Origin of the sequence: Latilactobacillus parasakei, from assembly GCF_049674265.1 — a bacterium.
Lineage (GTDB): Bacteria > Bacillota > Bacilli > Lactobacillales > Lactobacillaceae > Latilactobacillus > Latilactobacillus sakei.
On sequence record NZ_CP186861.1, the window covers coordinates 1,721,313 to 1,739,013 of the forward strand.

The following is a 17,701-nucleotide window of genomic DNA, read 5'->3' on the forward strand; positions in this document are numbered from 1 at the left end:
TTCTAGGTCATTTGATCGATGAGACAGGGCGTTATGATGATGGCATTTGTTTGCCAAGTCTAGTTCTAAGGTTATGTTAGCACCACAGCATAGCTTTCATCGATTGATGATTTACATAATAAAACGTCTAATTCTGTTGACAGAGTTAGGCGTTTTTTGTGTTAGGTGGATTTATAAACAGAGCGACTTACACAGCCACTTTAAGGGGATTCTATGATAAAATAGAGGGTAGTTTCGCAGCCCTAGAAGCAAGTGGTTGGGCGGTTTTAGTAGAAACGTGCCTTTCAAAGCTGCCTCTTGTGCTTAGCTACGCATCGCAAATAATCGACTGCGTCGCTTATTCACGATACTATGCTAATGCTCAGAGCCAAAACGCTTTGACGGCACTCTTATCGAAAACGTGCCCTTTCAAGCAACTTTTTCCGTCTAGCGACATCAGTCAAGTCAACGATTACATCGTTAATTCACCTGATTATGCTATACTCAGAAGCTACCGCTTGAAATGGCACTCTAAATCATGAAATTAGGTATTCTCAATGGATGAAAATAAAATCATAGAAGTGGCACATTTAAAATATGAATATCCGCAGGCGAATCGGTTGGCCCTTAATGATTTATCGGTCAGCATCAATGCTGGGGAGTGGGTCGCAATTATTGGTCATAATGGGAGTGGCAAGAGTACATTTGCCAAATCCTTGAATGGCTTATTAGATTTACAGTCAGGAAGCATTACGATTGACGGTTTGCCTTTATCGATTGAAACGGTTTGGGATATTCGCCGTAAAATCGGTATGGTTTTCCAAAACCCAGATAACCAATTTGTTGGTGCGACGGTCGAGGATGATGTCGCGTTTGGCCTTGAAAACCAAGGGATTGAACGGACTGAAATGCAGCGGCGGGTTCAAGATGCAGTTGACCGCGTTGGCATGACCCAATTTATGACGCGCGAACCAAGTCGTTTATCTGGTGGTCAGAAGCAACGAGTGGCATTAGCGGGCATTATTGCCCAACAACCTGAGATTCTCATTCTCGATGAAGCAACGAGCATGCTTGATCCTAAGGGGCGCCAAGAAGTCCTCGAGACGATTCACACGTTGAAACAAGAAACGAATATGACTGTGCTTTCAATTACCCATGATATTGACGAAGCGGCTAGTGCGGATCGGATCGTCATGTTGGATAAGGGACAAGTGATTGATCAAGGCACACCAGCCGAAATCTTCGCATACGGTCAACGATTGCTCGACCTTGGGTTAGATGTGCCGTATCCCGAGAAACTCAAAGCAGCACTTACTAAGCTTGGTGTACCGATGCCAGCTGACTACCTCACAACGGAAAGGATGGTTGATCATCTATGGACATTACATTCAAAGATGTAAGTTATACGTATCAACCCGGGACACCTTTTCAAGGGATTGGGTTAAAACACATTAATTTAACGATTGAATCAGGCTCTTATACGGCATTAATCGGCCATACCGGCAGTGGCAAATCGACGTTGTTGCAACACTTGAACGCGTTGTTGAAACCGACTGAAGGGGTCGTGCAGATTGGTGACCGCCAGATCACACCTGAAACAAATAACAAAAACTTGAAGGTCATCCGCCAAAAAGTCGGCATGGTCTTCCAATTCCCAGAAAGCCAATTATTTGAAGCGACGGTTCAAAAGGATATTGCCTTCGGGCCCCAAAATTTCGGTGTGCCTGAAGCTGAGGCGCTCGAACGGGCTAAAGCGATGGTCGAACTGGTTGGTTTACCGGAAGCTGTTTTAGAACAATCACCGTTTGATCTATCCGGTGGTCAGATGCGCAGGGTCGCAATTGCCGGTGTCTTGGCTATGCAGCCAGAAGTCTTAATTCTCGATGAACCAACAGCTGGACTCGATCCAGTCGGGCGTCGGGAAATGATGGGCTTGTTTGAAAAATTACACCGCGAACAAGGCATGACGATTGTGATGGTCACGCATCAAATGGATGATGTGGCCAACTATGCGGATCATGTCGTTGTCTTGGAAAATGGGGGGATTGCCAAGAGTGGGACACCACGCGAAATTTTTGCGGACCCTGAGTGGCTAACGTCTAAACAATTAGGGCTGCCAACCACGACGCAGTTTGCCCAAGCATTAATCAAGAAGGGCTTCGTGTTCCCCAAAGTACCGTTAACAGAACACGAATTGGCAGCGATGTTGCGCGATCAGTTACCACGGGAAGTAGGTGGCGCTAATGAATAAACTAATCTTAGGCCGCTATATTCCAGGAGATTCAATTCTCCACCGAATGGATCCACGGGCGAAGTTAATCGCCAGTTTCTATTACATTGGGATCATTTTCTTAGCACGCTCATGGCCAGCTTATCTCTTATTATTTGTTTTCACGATGGCCTTAATTCTAATTTCGAAAATTAAACTCAGTTTCTTCTTGAAAGGGGTGCGACCATTATTGTGGCTCATCCTCTTTACCGTTTTACTTCAAATCTTTTTCACGCGTGGGGGGACCGTCTATTGGCAATGGGGCTTTTTGAGCCTGACCAAGTTCGGGTTACTCAACGGGGCGTACATCTTCATGCGCTTCGTGTTGATTATCTTCATGTCGACACTCTTAACGCTGACGACACCACCGTTATCATTAGCGGATGCGATCGAATCGATTCTGAAGCCGTTAAAAGTCATTCACTTCCCAGTCTATGAAGTCGCATTGATGTTATCAATCGCGTTGCGCTTCGTACCGACGTTGATGGATGAAACGACGAAGATCATGAATGCGCAGCGTGCGCGGGGTGTTGATTTTGGAGAAGGTAGTCTCTTACAACAAATGAAATCCATTATCCCCATCTTAATTCCACTATTTGTCAGCAGCTTCAACCGGGCTGATGACTTAGCGACTGCCATGGAAGCCCGTGGCTATCAAGGTGGCGAAGGCCGCAGTAAATACCGGGTCCTAAAATGGCAAACAAGAGACACACTCGCGTTTGTCGCAATGGCGGTATTAACGGTTGGGTTAGTAATCTTACGTTAATGAACAATAAAAAAAGCATTGTCTATAAAATAACCTCAAAAGGGTGATTTTATGGATGATGCTTTTTTAGTATCGACGGTTAATTATTTCTAATCCTATCATGAATCCTGAAAACCACCACGATAATAGGATTTATATAAGGGTTAGATTATATTTACATGTCTCAAAATATAATGGTGAACAAGTTAAAAAAATAACATGCTCGGAAGGAGTAATTTAAAAAAAGTTTATTTTTATAACGCTTACAGTGGCAACGAGTTTGGTAACATCAGTAAAAACTAATGTAAAATATCACTTGCACCATCGAAAAATAGATGATACATTGTTCACATAGCAAAGGCAATTAACGTCATTGACTAATAAGCGTCGCTGCTAAAAAATAAAAAACGCACATGGAGGCGAAAATTATGATTAAGAGTACAAAAATGGTTAGTGTATTATTAGCATCATCAACAGTGTTGGGTTTGATGGTGAGTACGGGTGTTGCAACAGTACGGGCCGCAGATAATGGTTCAGCGAGAACAACGCAAAAGGTGGATACGAACGCACAATCTAAGATTGCAGATCCAAAAGCGGGCATCGGATTCTTAACGGAAGGATCAACAACTTTTGAAGGATCAAATATGTTAGAGGGTGTTCATCTATCAAATGACTTTTCATTAACTTCTGGTACTTTACAGATTTCATATACCGGTAAGACAACTGTAGCTCTTGCGGTAGGTGAGAAAACAAAAACTCAGATCGTAATGCCCGATGAATTTAAAGCGTTAATGAATAAAACAACAGCGGATGGTAAAACATTCTTAGATTATATTGAAACATCAAGTTACTTCTACGCACCAAATAACCAAGTTGGTCAGCCACAGAAATATACTTATAAGCGCGAAGATATTTCATACGATCGTACGAATAACATCTTAGTCTTCCAAAACAAGATTGGCCTATACAATATTTTCAACAATCAAACACTTGAATCACATATCTATATCGATTTAGGTCAAGCAATTACAGATTTAGGCGAACGAATTCCGGATGCATATAACAACTCGTTCTATCAATTTCAATCAGTTGTTACATCGACAGAAGCAATTCCAGATTGGAGCTTAATCGGGGAGGCAGAATCTGAAGGTAAGATTAACTGGGATAAATTAGATAAAGGATGGACAATTATTAACCAAGTGCCAACAATCCACACACCAGTTAAGGATACAGATAAGCAAGTAATTGGTGGGAACGCACCAGCTGGTTCAACGGTTAAGATTCGCGCTAACTCAGAAGATGGTGAAGTGATTGGAACAGCAATTGCTGGCGTCGATGGTACTTACATTGCTAATATTATCCAACAAAAAGCCGGCACGAAACTATATGCTGACCAAACAACGGCATTAGGCACTAAAGGGTTTGGAACCGCAATTGTGGAACATGATAATGCAGTGCCACCAGCACCATCATTAGATGGAACGAAAGTTAAGTGGGGTACAACTGTAAATGGAAAAATTAGTACACCAGGACATACAATTGAAGCGGTTGATATGTTTACAAACGAAAAATATAATGTGACTGTTAGTGAAGATGGTTTATCATTCACATTTGATACATCACAAATTGACAAAGCTAATTTACCAACAAATGTTGCTTTCACGGAACATAATGGTGATCAAGTAAGCGACAAATCAATCTTGTTAGTTATGCCAACAGCATAACCCTAACTCTTAAAATTAAATAAGCATAAAAAAAGGAACTCATCACTGTGAAAGTGATGAGTTCTTTTTTTGTGCTTATCTGGAATTAATAAATTCGGTTTGGACTAGGCGTAATTTAACATTTGGAATTATTCGTTAAGTTAACTTGTATCAACATACTGAATTATTTCATTCCTCAAATGATATCTAATAAATGGCTAATTGGAGAAATACGATAAAAATAGCCTGTATGTGATTGATTTAACGGCTATAATAAGCTGTAATTTTTTAATTCTATAATTAGTTAAAATGGGAAATTAAAATTAAAAGGGCTAATTCATAAGGTTTATAGCTATATTTTAACGTAAAAAGAATTTTTTAATTAATAAAGATGAGAACCACAACTCTTGATTTGTGAATCATTAACTCTAGAGTTAGTTTACACCATTGTTTAATAGCGTGCAAGGTAATTAATGTAATTATCTATTTTTTTTAATGTTATTCTAACGGGCTTTATAAAAATTAATAACTTGTTCTGTTAACGGGGGTGTTAATTACGCTTTGTCAACAATTGCTTTTTTGGATAAAACCATAACTCAAGAGTTATGGTTTTTGTTTAAAATATTTGAACTAGCGCTGTAGCAGCTAGGGCGAGTCTTAAGGATACGCAGACGGTTACATAACGTAACAGAGCACTACGGGAGGACATTTAGCATGAAGAAGCGAATTATCTATAGTTTATTAATAATTTTTCTATTGATGACAACGGTGGTTCAATCACTAGGCGCTGTATTAGCGACCTCATCAACGCAAGACAGTGATAATAGTGTGAAGACGTCTAAAATAGTAGATAGCAGTAAAGCAATTACGCAAGTCAGTGGGTCTTCTCAACTTCGTAGCAGTAGTCAAAGTGTTGTTCAGTCATCTAGTGAACAACAAACTTCTAAGAAGAGTGAGTCTAAGAAAAGTAGTGGAAAAAAAGCATCATCGAAGAAACAAGTTAAGTCCGTTTTAATTCAACCGCGGGAGGTTACCGATGATACTGATTATCAATATCCTGATTTCAGTAAGACGTTATCATCACAAAAAGGTGTAATTACCGTTAATTACGATGACACTGGGAACGCTCATACATCGGTTGCGGATGACTCCGGAACATTGGTGCCAGATGATTCGTACAATGAAATTCCTTATCCAAATAACGCGTTTCCAAGTTTTATTCCAGGTGTTTCGACTGAGACGTTACATGGTAAATTAGCAACGGCCAAGAATCATCAGCTCTCAGGAGAAGGTTTAAATGGGGATGAAGATTATATCTATTATACGAAAGTCATGACTTTCCGTGACGAAAACGGGAAACAACACTGGATTGATGTGAAGCAGAAATTCATGGGCCTTGAAAAGCATGGCTGGTATAATGACTGGCTACAATATAAAGCGAAAGGGTATAAATCTACCTCTTTAGATGGCCTATTTGTGACCAATTGGGGCCTCGGTTACGGTCTAGGTTCAAATACTAATAAGAGTGAACAAGGGTTATTCGGGATTGGGAGTACTTTGAAGTTGGACGGGTTTAGAGCCGCTAAAATGACTTCGCCAGCTGGTGCTACACTCTCTAATTATGCTAAAGCTGATCTCAAGTACCGACAAGCTGCAAAGGTTAAACTGGAATTTTATGATAATGAAACGGGTAAACCGATTACGATTTCTGGCTTCTTCACAGTTGCCGATTTAGATCACCGCGATTTTCTACAATTTTCTAGAGATAGTAATATTCAAAGCGTTTATGTCACAAATAATACGATTTCTAATAATATATTAAAAGGAACATTTAATCCTGCATCGGATCCGTCAACTGTGATTGTTAATAGTATCGGGAATAATGAATATACTGATAGAAATGGGAATTTTGCTAATAACTATGGCGAATGGGGCGACGAAAATGAAGTTATTAACCCCGACAATACAGATGCTTGGGCAACCATTACCTTCAATAAGACACAATCTGTCGAATATGCGGTTTCAGATTGGCAACGGATGGATTTCTTAGCAACAGCGCTTGTACCAGTGGCGTTTTCTGCACCCGGGAAGTCAGGCGATGGCGATGAATGGAATCAAGATTGGGATGACAATAATATTAACTATAATGTTGTTGCAACCTTACCATATCGTGGGAGTAAGATTAAGAATCCGCAACATGGTAATTTGGAAAGTGACACAATTAGTACCTTCCATCCAACAACCAAGTTTGAACTAACCGATCCGATTAATAAAAACTTAAAAGTCGATAAAGTAACGATTATGCAAGATGGGGTAACGGATGTAACCGCCAATTTCGATATCGATACGACTGGTAATAAGGTTGTTGCAAAAGCCAAAGCTGATTTTTTAAGCAAGGAAGATAACTACGCTAAAACGTATGATATGAAGGTTGAAACATCAGTTGCAGCCGATGCTGATTTAGGTAGCTTACCAACTGAAACGGCAACGGATGATAAGGGCGTCAAACATACGTATGCCAAGATTGCCAATACCGCACACTTAGATGTTGTTAAAGTGGCTGGTGCAACAGCGGAAGGCTGGGATAGTAATGAAGCCTATGGGCATGTTAAGATTCCAGACCCTGTCCGTGAAGTTCAAGATATGAAACAAGAAATCAAGAACGAAGATACGGCTGGTGAAGACTGGCAACCGATTGTCGATGATACATCAACAACCGCAGGTCATGTGGGTGATAAAATTGGTTATCGCTTCTCTTTCAAAGCTAAAGATTCAAATACAGCAAGCATTACGGATGCTTCAATCAATGCGATTTCGGTCAACACCGGGATGAGTGCACCAACTAATGCGAAAGTGACTGTCGGTTCAACAACAACGGATGGTACGGTTGTTGAGGGGTCAAAAGCTGGTGTTTATTCAATTAAAATTGATACACCAATCAAAAAAGGCGAGATAGTCACGGTAACATTCGAAAGAACCGCTAATAAAACCGGCTTGTTGTATCTGCAAACCGGCTTTCTAAAGGCTGCGTCCTTAACTGCTGCTCCTGACGGTCATAATTTAGTGCCGGATGGCTATCTATTTAATCCGGCTGTTATCACTATAACGGCTGCTAATAATACAGCTGATATTCAACAATTTATTAAAAACAGAAGTGTTGCTGCTGAAACATGGAAGGGACCTGGTATTGGCGACGATAAAGCCGAAACGAGTGGCGTTCCTGGAAATATCATCGATTATAAATTTGTGATTAAACCTGGTGCGAAGAATGGCGCTGCTTTAGCAGCAACTGCCTTGAAAGATATCACGATGAAAGAATCAGGTGGGATGACGTTGGTCAATCCAGAAGGTTCGGCGGACGATACCAAGCAAGTAAAAATAACAATTGATGGTTCAGCGCCAATCTATATAAGTGGTAATCCGATTGGTAACGGTGCAGAACTTAACGATATTGTTGATCCGCTTGAAAAAGGCAAAGGGATGACGATTGAGTATAGTGCCAAGATTAATGATAGTGCCTATACACAAAATGTGACCAACGATGCTAACTTCTACGCATCAAACCTAACGGGTGATATGCCAGCGACCTCAACAGTTGCTGATAAGGCGCACAAAACGGCGGCTAACCAATCAATTTTGCACATTAAGAATCAACGTGAAATTGAAGATATGAAACAAAAGATTAAGAATAAAACGGCTGGTGAAGATTGGCAATATGATGATACCAAGGACCCTAAAGCGGAAACTGAAGGTAAAATCGGCGATGAAATTGCTTATGAATTCTCATTTACGGCGAAATCAGACAATACAGCTGATATTGAAGGGCAAATTTTGAATGCAATTGGGATTCAAAAAGCTGATCAATTAACAGCGCCAACTAACTTGAAAGTGACAACAGGCGCAAGTGATACACCGATTGCTGCAACGCTAGGCGGTTCTGGTGAAGATAGTTACACAGTGACATTAGCTAGTGGCAAGGGTATTAAGGCGGGCGATGTTGTCAAAGTTTATCTGGAAAGAACGGTTAAAGATACAGCGGTTGCAGGTGATCAGTATATCCAATCAGGGTTTACAGGTGATAGCCTTTCAGCTGATACAAACGCTCCTTTTAATAAGGCGTATTTAAATATTATTGCACAACACAATACAGCAACAGTTGCGCAAACCGTTCATAATATTACGCGACCAGCAATGGATACAATAGGTGATGATACTAAAGCATCCGGTGTATTGGGTGATTTAATTAATTATCAATTTACAATTGATGTGCCAAAAGGGAATGATGAAGCGTTATTAGATGCCAAATTACAAGATATCAATAATGCGATTAACAATGAACCATTCTTACTTGATTTGGTACCAGGGACCTTGAAAGCGACGATTAATGGACAGCCGATTGCGACAGCACCGTCTGAAGCTGAATTCTTAAATAATAAGAATGGGACGGTTAAGCTCGCATCGACGTTGATTAACGGCATCGATCAAAAGATTGTGATTTCCTATCAGATGAAGATTGGGATGGAACCCATAGTAGACGATTCTGTTGATGTTCAAAATGACGCTAACTTCTATGCAAGCAATTTAACTGGCAGCGGCACTTTCCCAGGAAATCAACCGGCAGATCCAAGTCATTTGATTCCAGCTAACGCGACACATTTGATTATCAAGAAAACACAAGTACAAGTTTCAAATCTAAAACAAACAATTAGTAATACAACAAAACCAGCTAATGATCAGAATGATGCAACGACTAAAGAAGCAATCGAAACATCCGGGAAGATGGGCGATACAATTCGCTATACCTTCAAGGGTGAAACTACAACGGGTAATACCGAAGTTCTTAAACAAGTTGCCATCAAGAATATCAAGTTAACTGAAGCAAATGCGGTCGATGCAACCGATACGATGACTTTCGCTGAGAAATCAATGAACATCACGGTTGATGACACGGTTGTCATGAGTAACGGTAACATGACTGGTAATAGTGTCGATGTGGCGTCAACCGTAAAAAAATCATTTAAGGTAACTTACCTCATGAAGATTAAGACTAATGAGACGAAGACAATCTTTAATGATGGTAATCTGACAGCAACACGCTTGGATAATACAACTGGTAATTCAGAAGCGTTCAATCAAACGAAATTGAACGTGGTGCCACAAGTTAACCATGCTACAATTCAGCAGTTTATTAGAAATCCGGCAACAGCTCTGCCAGGACAAGCATGGTTTGGTCCAGGATTTGGAGATGGTAAAGCTGAAACAACTGGGAAACCTGGCGATTACGTCACCTATCGGTTTGATATCACATTACCAACTGATAGTACATCAGGAAAGTATACGAATGATGCAGCTTTAACAAATGCGGCTATTCAAGATATTACGATGAATGTGCCGGATGATTTGGAATTAGTATCACTCGAAGGCTATCCAGATAAACAGATTCAAATCAGTTATGGCGGAACGATTGTGCGTTCCACGGTGTCAGGGACGTTAGCAACGCTTAAAGATATTGCTTTGAAGAGTCCGCTTGATGCAGATAAAAAAGTAATGGTTCAATATCGAGTTCAAGTTAAGGACAATGCTAAAACGCAAGATGTCACGAACGATGCTAACTTCTACGCTGATAACTTAACCGGTGATTTAACGGATAAGACGGTTGCTAACTATCAATATAAGACGAAGGCTAACCAATCGAAGTTGAAGATTCGGAATAAAAAAGAAGTTAAGCTCGAACAAACGCTCAAGAATACAACAACAGAAGATACATCAGCGTCAACGGATCCTAAATATCCTGATAAGGATGGTTATCGTGTAGAAACAACTGCCGGTAAAGGAGACGTCATAGATTACCGTTATAAGGTAACGGCAGCAGCTGATAATACGGGAAACATCACTAATATGAAAGTCAACACGATTACGATGAAGAAATCGGATAAGCTTTCGTTTAGTGATCCCGATACGGGTAAGGACTACCCATTGATTGTTAAAATCAGCAAAGCTGATGGGACAAATGAAACAACTGATACGGGCGCAACGTTTAGCAGTGATCATCAAACAATCACACTTTCGCAACCGCTGAAGCCGGGATATGTGGCAACTATCAGTTATAAAATGCAAGTGACTGCTAGTGTCGATGATAATACTTTGGCAGCAGATAAAGTTGTGACAAACGATGCTAAATTAACAGCGGACGAATTAACAGAAACTAAGACGACGTCAACTGGTACTGAAAATGTCTTAATTGCTGGTAATACGATGGATTTCAATCAAACGATATTGAATTTGAAGAAGAATATTGGTGAAATCATTATCCGTTATGTTGATTTAGAAGATAACGATTTAAGTCAGCCAACCTATATTGCCACTGAAGTTGATGAAAAAGGCACTTCAGGTGTTAAATTATCAACTGTTAACTCAGCGCGAGTAGCACCTAAGCTAATCGATGGGTACACAATTCATGCAGTAACGGAAGATGCTGATTTGACGAATGCTAACTGGTCTAAAGCGTATAAGGATGACCCTGTCTTTACGGATAAGGTTCGGACAATTACGTACGGCTATTATAAGCGAATGCTTTCAGTTGAAGCGCCAAGTTATTGGGATTTTGGTACTCATAATCGGACGCAAACAGATAGCACCTACTATTTAGAAGATCGCAAGACACCACAAGCCGTTAAAGTAACTGATCATTACGGTGTTGATTCGTGGCAATTGCAAGTAGCACAAGAAAAACCATTTACGGATGATCGTAAACAAGTTTTGAAAGATGCAGAACTAGAATTTAAAAATGGGACTGTTATTGCGGACGCTGGTAACACGACGCCAAATCAAGCAATGTCTTCAATTGATAGCTTCAACTTAAAGTCTGGTGATACTGTCAAGAATTTGATGACCTATACGAAGTCTGGTATTTTCCAGAATGCTGATGTTGATCAAGATAAAAGTAGTGAAACCAATCGCTATAGTGATGATCAAGGTAAGGGGAGCTGGTACTATCAATTCGGCAACAAGCAAAATGCTGATATCAGCATTGGCTTACATGTCCCAGACACAACTAAACGGGATGATACAACCTATACAACGACTTTAGATTGGACATTAACGGTTGCACCATAGGAGGAAGAAAATCGTGTTTAGAAAACGATTAGTAAGAAATGTAATTTTAGGCTTGGCGCTAGGTGTCTTGGGTGGATTTGCGCTATCGCAACAAGTTCAAGCGGACTCAAATGCTGAAAAAGCAGATTTTGAAATTCAACCAATTATGCCAGAAGGCCAAGTTGATACAAGTTTGAATTATTTTGATGTTAAGTTCAAACCAGGAACAACACATACCATTAAGATGCGTGTCCAAAATTTTACGGATAAGAAAATTACGATCAAGAATGAATTCCAAAATGGGATGACTCAAATGGGTGGGGATATGAAATTTCAGACGCCTACTAAAGGGTTAGATCCAAGTGATAAAATCCCACTAACAACAATTGGTGCTGTTCGAAAATCAGATCGTGTCCTTCATTTAGGTCCGCAGGAAACGACGGTGATTCAAGCGACAATCAAGATGCCGGAAGATAACTTTAGCGGCATGATCTCTGGTGGGTGGCACTTCATTGAATACCGAGATAATAAAACCGATGAACAAACAATCTCGAGTAATTACGCGTATATGATTAGTGTCGTTTTAAGAGGTTCACATTACAAGGTTTATCCAGAATTAAAATATGATTCGACCAAACCGATTTTGTACAATAGTCGACCTGCGATGGGCGTTAAGCTTCGCAATCCGCAACCGATGGTTCTGAAGAATGTTCATTTTAAAGCGGTCGTCTCAAAAAAAGGTATTTTCTCTGATAAACGTCTTTATGAAAAAGAAGGTTCAAGCATTGCGCCTAATTCATCTGTAACGCTTCCAATTTCATGGGAGTATAACAATATGAAGGCCGGAACATATCAAGTTTCGGTAAAAGTTACTGGCGAAAATCTTTGGAATAAATTACCGATGTCTTGGACTTTTAAAAAGACGTTAAAAGTATCGAAGGAAGCTGCAGCCGACTTGAATAAACGTTCTATTCAACGACCAACTAATAAATGGTTGTATGTCATGGCAGCCAACGGTGTCTTGCTGTTAGTTGCGGCATATGGCCTCTATAAAGTTATTAGGATTGGTTAATGCCATGCGGAAATACTGGCGTTATGTATTAATAATAACCATGCTGGTGGGTATGGTGTTGACACTAGGAGTTGGGCAAGTACAGGCGGCTAAAAAGAAGAGTACCATCAAGCTTCCGACAGCTAACAAGGCGACCTTTATGTTAATGCCGGAATTACCAAAAGACAATATCGGCGGTAAGCAGTTAGGGTACTTTAACCTTCATGTAAAGCCTAATCAGACAAAGACGGTGCGCATTAAAGTTTATAATCCGACTGAACATACGATTAATATCTATGGTCAGGTAAAAGATGCAACAACAAATGATAAGGCGACAGTTGATTATCTAGGCTCCCATCCGATTAACAGACAACTTTTGAAACAACCGGGAAGTCAGTTAGTGACTGTTCCTAAGAAGACGAGCTTGCCAGCTGGTGCCACTAAGCGAATTGTCATTAAAATTAAAACAAATGATAGCTTTAAGGGGACTAAAGCAACGGCGATTAATTTAAGTGCCAATCAATTTAATCAAAAATCAGCAGTGAAAAATGCCTACCGTTATGCGATTGGGTTAATTCTAAATGGTCAAGTCGTTAAAAAAAGCGACTATGATCATTTGAAATCACCGTCAATTAAAACGCGCTTCACTAAAGCAAATAAAGCTGCGATTAGTATTAAACTCAATAATCCTGATCCGATGTACCTCGAAAAAGCGAAGATTAAAGTTAAATTGCAGAATCAAAAATGGCAATTTATCCAATACACAACAACTGTCAAAAACGGTAAGATTGCACCAAAAACGAGTTTCTATGTTGATCTATTGCTTGGGGGGAAACGGTTGGTGCCAGGGACATATAATATGATTCTGACAATGCACAGCAATCAGTACAGTAAGACACTGCGTAAAGAGGTTTTGATTACGGCTTCGCAAGCCAAATATATCAATAGTCTGAATGCGGCCTATCTTAGAAACCGTAATTGGATTCTAGGTGGGATAGCGGGTGTATTAGTAATAATCGGTGGTATTTTGATTAGAGTATACCGAGTTAGAAGACGAAAGAGGGATCTCCATGCAAAGAATGGTAAATAAATTTGGTTATAAAAAGACGAAATGGGGCATGATTGCGCTAGTAACGATACTATCAATCACGCTCATTGCAACTGGCATCATGGCAGCTCTTGTTTACCATAGTTATAACGTCTATACGACGATTACAATGTAGTTGTTGGACGGGTTTTAAACGTACCACATAAAAAAGGTTATAAACACTAAATATTGTATTGACTATATATGATATTAGTGATATAATAAAAAAGCGCTTCATGCGCTAAAAATTCTAGGGAGGAATTTCTCATGAAATTCACAAAATTAACAAGCTCAGTATTAGCTGGCGCAACATTACTTTCAATTTTAGCACCAACAGCAACATTTGCTGCAACATCAACAGCAGGTTCACAAGATGCACTTTCAAATGACAATGGTGGCACAAAATTACCACAAACTGACAAAACAGTTGCTGGGATCTCATTTGGTGATAACACTGACAATGGTAACAAAGGGTATTTACGTCTCCAAATGGTGCCACATACATTAGATTTTGGTAACCACAAACTTTTAGATGACTCAAAATTAGACTTTACTGCTGATGGTAAGAACGTTTCATTACCAACAAATAACCTTAAAGCAAGTTATGAAGGTGGCAAGACTAACGAAACTGTTATTTTAAATACATCAGATTCAGAATTATCAAAGGTTAAAGGCACTGCTTGGGCAACCGTTGTTGATAAACAAGTAACACGTAAAGATTCTAAGAGCAATACACAAAATCCTAACAATACAACTGATCCAACAAGTGATTTCTACGATGGTACAACTTCAAAAGCTGGTTCATGGACATTATCAGTTAAATCAGTAGATCCTTTAACAGCTATGGATAATGCTGATCCTTCAAAACCAACTGCCGAAACAATCACAGGTGCTAAGTTAGCATTCGCTAACACACAATACGGTCAAACACAAAAAGTAGCTGAATTAACAAAAGATACACAAGATGCTTCTTATACAACTGATTTAGCAGCAGTTACACCAGCGCCAGCAGTTGCCAAAGTTTCATCAATCAAAGCTAACTTCTCAACTCCATTAACTGCTAGTGGTACAGATGTTAAAGTTGCAGAAGCTAAAGACGGTGAAGGCCAAGGTGCTAACGTCTTCGGTTGGGCTCCAGAAAACATTACTTTAACAATGCCAGAAGGTGCAGAAGTTACAAATGCTATCTACAAAGCTAACTTAACATGGACATTAAGCTCAACAGTTGCATAAAAAAACTTTAATCCAATCTGAAACAGATTAGACTAAAGCTCATAAGTAAAGATATTCGTAAAAGTGGTCGGTAGTTTGCCTTCGAAAACCAACTGCCGATTGCTTTTACATACATAGCTATCATAACACAGAAGCAGGTATTAAATGAAGGTGCCTAGGCTTAGGGGGAACAAAAATGGCGGAGCAACACGAAATTCTAAGTATCAGTGAATGGTATCTTGATGCGCAGCAAAAGATTAACCGGTTGAATAAAGCGAGTGGAGAATACGGCTTAACCTACGATCAATTCCTCGTTTTGGAACAAATCATCGAGCTTGGGAATAACCGACCTGGGCAAATCGCTAAGAAGTTTAACACGTCACCACCAGCCGCTTCACGTAAGTTGAATGCTTTACAAAATAAGCACTATATTATGAAGGCCCACAACATAGATGATGATCAACGAACAGTGCAATTAGAAGTGACCAGAGAAGGCAGAGAGAAGTACGCTGCCTTACGGGATGTGTTATATAAAATTAGTTAATCGTTAAAAAGGGACTGGGATAAGATGACTTTTATCGCAGTCTTTTTTGTTACCTATTAATTGGTGTTTATTTTGGTGAGAGGGTTGCTACTTTTCAGAAAATTGACTAGAATAGATATAATGATTTTGTGAAGTAAGAGGAGAAACGATGACACAACGCTATCGAGTAACGGTCGCCTATGATGGCACTGATTTTGCCGGCTTTCAAGTTCAGCCTAAGCAACGAACAGTTCAAGGCACCTTGGAAAAAGCTTTAACCAAGATGAGTAAGGGCGCCTATATTCAAGTTTACGGTTCCGGCCGAACAGACTCTGGCGTCCACGCTATGGGTCAAGTTGTGCATTTCGACTATCCATCTGAGCTCCCCGCTAAAAGCATGCTACGGGCCTTAAATAGCCTTTTACCGTTAGATATGGAAGTCGTTGATAGCCAATTGGCAGATGCTGATTTTCATGCCCGGTTTTCAACGGTTGGCAAGCGGTATATGTACCGGGTTGACCTGGGCCATTATACTAATCCGTTTAAACGGCGTTATACGGGTCACTATCCTTATCCAATCGATGTTGAACGGATTAAGGCGGCATTGCCCGATGTGATGGGGACGCATGACTATACGAGTTTTGCGGCCGCTGGTGGGGTCATCAAGGATAAGGTCAGAACGATCTATGAAGCAACCGTTGAATACAACGAAGCTGAAAACGAACTCGTTTTCGAATTCCACGGCAATGGCTTTTTATATAATATGGTTCGCATCTTAGTGGCCACTTTATTGGAAATCGGTAACGGTCGCCGCGACGTACATGACTTTTTACGATTGTACGAAGTCAAGGATCGGCAACAGGCGCGCTCAACCGCGCCAGCAAGCGGTTTGTATTTAAAAGAAGTTTATTATAAATAGACTGGAAATATACGAGATTCGATTGACTTAATCAAGAAATTACGGTACTATAGTATCTGGTATTGTTTGCCCCACGATAGGCCCCGGAAACTTATTGAGTGTCAAACAAACACAGAATATTGGAGGAATAAATCGTGCGTACAACTTACATGGCTAAACCAGGCGAAGTAGAACGTAAATGGTATGTGATCGATGCAACAGATATTGCATTAGGTCGTCTATCAACTGTAGTCGCTTCTATCTTACGCGGTAAAAATAAACCAACATTTACACCTAACGTTGATACAGGTGATAACATCATCGTCATCAACGCTGAAAAAATTAAATTAACAGGTCGCAAAGCAACCGACAAGTTATATCATCACCATAGTAATCATCCTGGTGGTTTGAAAACTCGTACTGCTGGCGAAATTCGTGAAAACAACCCAGAACGTTTAATTGAAATGTCAGTTAAAGGGATGTTACCTAAGAACTCATTGGGTCACAACCAATTCTTGAAGTTACACGTTTACGCTGGTGGCGAACACAAACACCAAGCACAAAATCCAGAAGTCTTAGACATTACGGACATTATTTAAGGAGGAAACTATAGTGGCTCAAGTAACTTATAACGGTACAGGCCGTCGTAAAAACTCAGTAGCTCGTGTACGTTTAGTACCAGGTACTGGTAAGATCACTATCAACAACAAAGACGTTGTTGATTACATTCCATTTGCTAACTTGATTTTAGATATGAAACAACCTTTAACAATTACTGAAACAACAGATAGCTATGATATCTTGGTAAACGTTAATGGTGGTGGATTCTCAGGCCAAGCTGGTGCAATCCGTCACGGTATTTCACGTGCCCTATTGACAGTTGACCCTGACTTCCGTCCAGCTCTTAAGAGTGCTGGCATGTTAACACGTGACCCTCGTATGAAGGAACGTAAGAAACCAGGTCTTAAGAAAGCTCGTAAAGCAAGTCAATTCTCAAAACGTTAATATCAATCCGATATTATTCGGTTTTGCAAAACACCCCACAACTTTTGGTTGTGGGGTGTTTTTTGTTAGAATTTTTAATCATAAGAATCTATGCAGAATAGCATTGACATAGGTAATAGATAGTGAATATAATC

The 17,701-nt window shown here is 40.0% G+C and carries 13 protein-coding genes; all 13 read left to right on the forward strand.

The features are described 5' to 3' along the window. The first annotated feature begins 536 nt into the window (after positions 1-536). The 13 genes from ACPBEH_RS08635 to rpsI all read left to right on the forward strand — a co-directional run bounded on the left by ACPBEH_RS08635 (position 537) and on the right by rpsI (position 17,567). Positions 537-1,379, forward strand: coding sequence for an energy-coupling factor ABC transporter ATP-binding protein (locus ACPBEH_RS08635; protein ID WP_424348902.1), 843 nt, complete (start codon positions 537-539; stop codon positions 1,377-1,379). After that, positions 1,355-2,230: an energy-coupling factor ABC transporter ATP-binding protein gene (locus tag ACPBEH_RS08640; protein WP_424348903.1), complete on the forward strand. Its 876-nt coding sequence runs from the start codon at positions 1,355-1,357 to the stop codon at positions 2,228-2,230. The genes ACPBEH_RS08635 and ACPBEH_RS08640 overlap by 25 nt, the downstream gene beginning before the upstream one ends. Beyond that, complete coding sequence (locus ACPBEH_RS08645; RefSeq protein ID WP_011375426.1) at positions 2,223-3,014, forward strand: energy-coupling factor transporter transmembrane component T family protein; 792 nt, start codon at positions 2,223-2,225, stop codon at positions 3,012-3,014. Before ACPBEH_RS08640 ends, ACPBEH_RS08645 begins: the two co-directional genes overlap by 8 nt. A gap of 407 nt (positions 3,015-3,421) precedes the next feature. Continuing rightward, a complete protein-coding gene (locus ACPBEH_RS08650; protein WP_251933965.1) occupies positions 3,422-4,717 on the forward strand; it encodes an Ig-like domain-containing protein in 1,296 nt (431 codons plus the stop codon). A gap of 693 nt (positions 4,718-5,410) precedes the next feature. Next, complete coding sequence (locus tag ACPBEH_RS08655) at positions 5,411-11,812, forward strand: WxL domain-containing protein (RefSeq protein WP_424348904.1); 6,402 nt, start codon at positions 5,411-5,413, stop codon at positions 11,810-11,812. 13 nt (positions 11,813-11,825) lie between these two features. Then, positions 11,826-12,863 carry a DUF916 and DUF3324 domain-containing protein gene (locus tag ACPBEH_RS08660; RefSeq protein ID WP_424348905.1) on the forward strand — a complete coding sequence of 346 codons (1,038 nt, stop codon included), beginning with the start codon at positions 11,826-11,828 and terminating at the stop codon, positions 12,861-12,863. Positions 12,864-12,921: 58 nt separating this feature from the next. Further along, positions 12,922-13,932, forward strand: coding sequence for a WxL protein peptidoglycan domain-containing protein (locus tag ACPBEH_RS08665; RefSeq protein ID WP_424348906.1), 1,011 nt, complete (start codon positions 12,922-12,924; stop codon positions 13,930-13,932). Next, complete coding sequence (locus ACPBEH_RS08670; protein ID WP_011375417.1) at positions 13,913-14,065, forward strand: hypothetical protein; 153 nt, start codon at positions 13,913-13,915, stop codon at positions 14,063-14,065. Before ACPBEH_RS08665 ends, ACPBEH_RS08670 begins: the two co-directional genes overlap by 20 nt. A gap of 131 nt (positions 14,066-14,196) precedes the next feature. Continuing rightward, complete coding sequence (locus tag ACPBEH_RS08675) at positions 14,197-15,162, forward strand: WxL domain-containing protein (RefSeq protein ID WP_424348907.1); 966 nt, start codon at positions 14,197-14,199, stop codon at positions 15,160-15,162. A gap of 175 nt (positions 15,163-15,337) precedes the next feature. Then, the gene (locus ACPBEH_RS08680) at positions 15,338-15,685 is read left to right on the forward strand and encodes a transcriptional regulator, SarA/Rot family (protein WP_424348908.1); all 348 of its coding nucleotides are present in this window, start codon (positions 15,338-15,340) and stop codon (positions 15,683-15,685) included. Positions 15,686-15,833: 148 nt separating this feature from the next. Further along, complete coding sequence (truA, locus tag ACPBEH_RS08685; protein ID WP_424348909.1) at positions 15,834-16,583, forward strand: tRNA pseudouridine(38-40) synthase TruA; 750 nt, start codon at positions 15,834-15,836, stop codon at positions 16,581-16,583. A gap of 134 nt (positions 16,584-16,717) precedes the next feature. Then, positions 16,718-17,161 (forward strand): 50S ribosomal protein L13, encoded by a 444-nt coding sequence (gene rplM / locus ACPBEH_RS08690; RefSeq protein WP_011375413.1) that lies wholly within the window; start codon positions 16,718-16,720, stop codon positions 17,159-17,161. A gap of 13 nt (positions 17,162-17,174) precedes the next feature. Beyond that, on the forward strand, positions 17,175-17,567 hold the full coding sequence (rpsI, locus tag ACPBEH_RS08695; protein WP_004270614.1) for a 30S ribosomal protein S9: 393 nt from the start codon (positions 17,175-17,177) through the stop codon (positions 17,565-17,567). The last annotated feature ends 134 nt before the right edge of the window (positions 17,568-17,701 follow it).

Excerpts from the sequence above, each read along its gene's own strand:
- ACPBEH_RS08635 (WP_424348902.1), top strand. The coding sequence starts at position 537 with ATGGATGAAAATAAAATCATAGAAGTGGCACATTTAAAATATGAATAT.
- ACPBEH_RS08640 (WP_424348903.1), top strand. The coding sequence starts at position 1,355 with ATGGACATTACATTCAAAGATGTAAGTTATACGTATCAACCCGGGACA.
- ACPBEH_RS08645 (WP_011375426.1), top strand. The coding sequence starts at position 2,223 with ATGAATAAACTAATCTTAGGCCGCTATATTCCAGGAGATTCAATTCTC.
- ACPBEH_RS08650 (WP_251933965.1), top strand. The coding sequence starts at position 3,422 with ATGATTAAGAGTACAAAAATGGTTAGTGTATTATTAGCATCATCAACA.
- ACPBEH_RS08655 (WP_424348904.1), top strand. The coding sequence starts at position 5,411 with ATGAAGAAGCGAATTATCTATAGTTTATTAATAATTTTTCTATTGATG.
- ACPBEH_RS08670 (WP_011375417.1), top strand. The coding sequence starts at position 13,913 with ATGCAAAGAATGGTAAATAAATTTGGTTATAAAAAGACGAAATGGGGC.
- ACPBEH_RS08675 (WP_424348907.1), top strand. The coding sequence starts at position 14,197 with ATGAAATTCACAAAATTAACAAGCTCAGTATTAGCTGGCGCAACATTA.
- ACPBEH_RS08680 (WP_424348908.1), top strand. The coding sequence starts at position 15,338 with ATGGCGGAGCAACACGAAATTCTAAGTATCAGTGAATGGTATCTTGAT.
- truA (WP_424348909.1), top strand. The coding sequence starts at position 15,834 with ATGACACAACGCTATCGAGTAACGGTCGCCTATGATGGCACTGATTTT.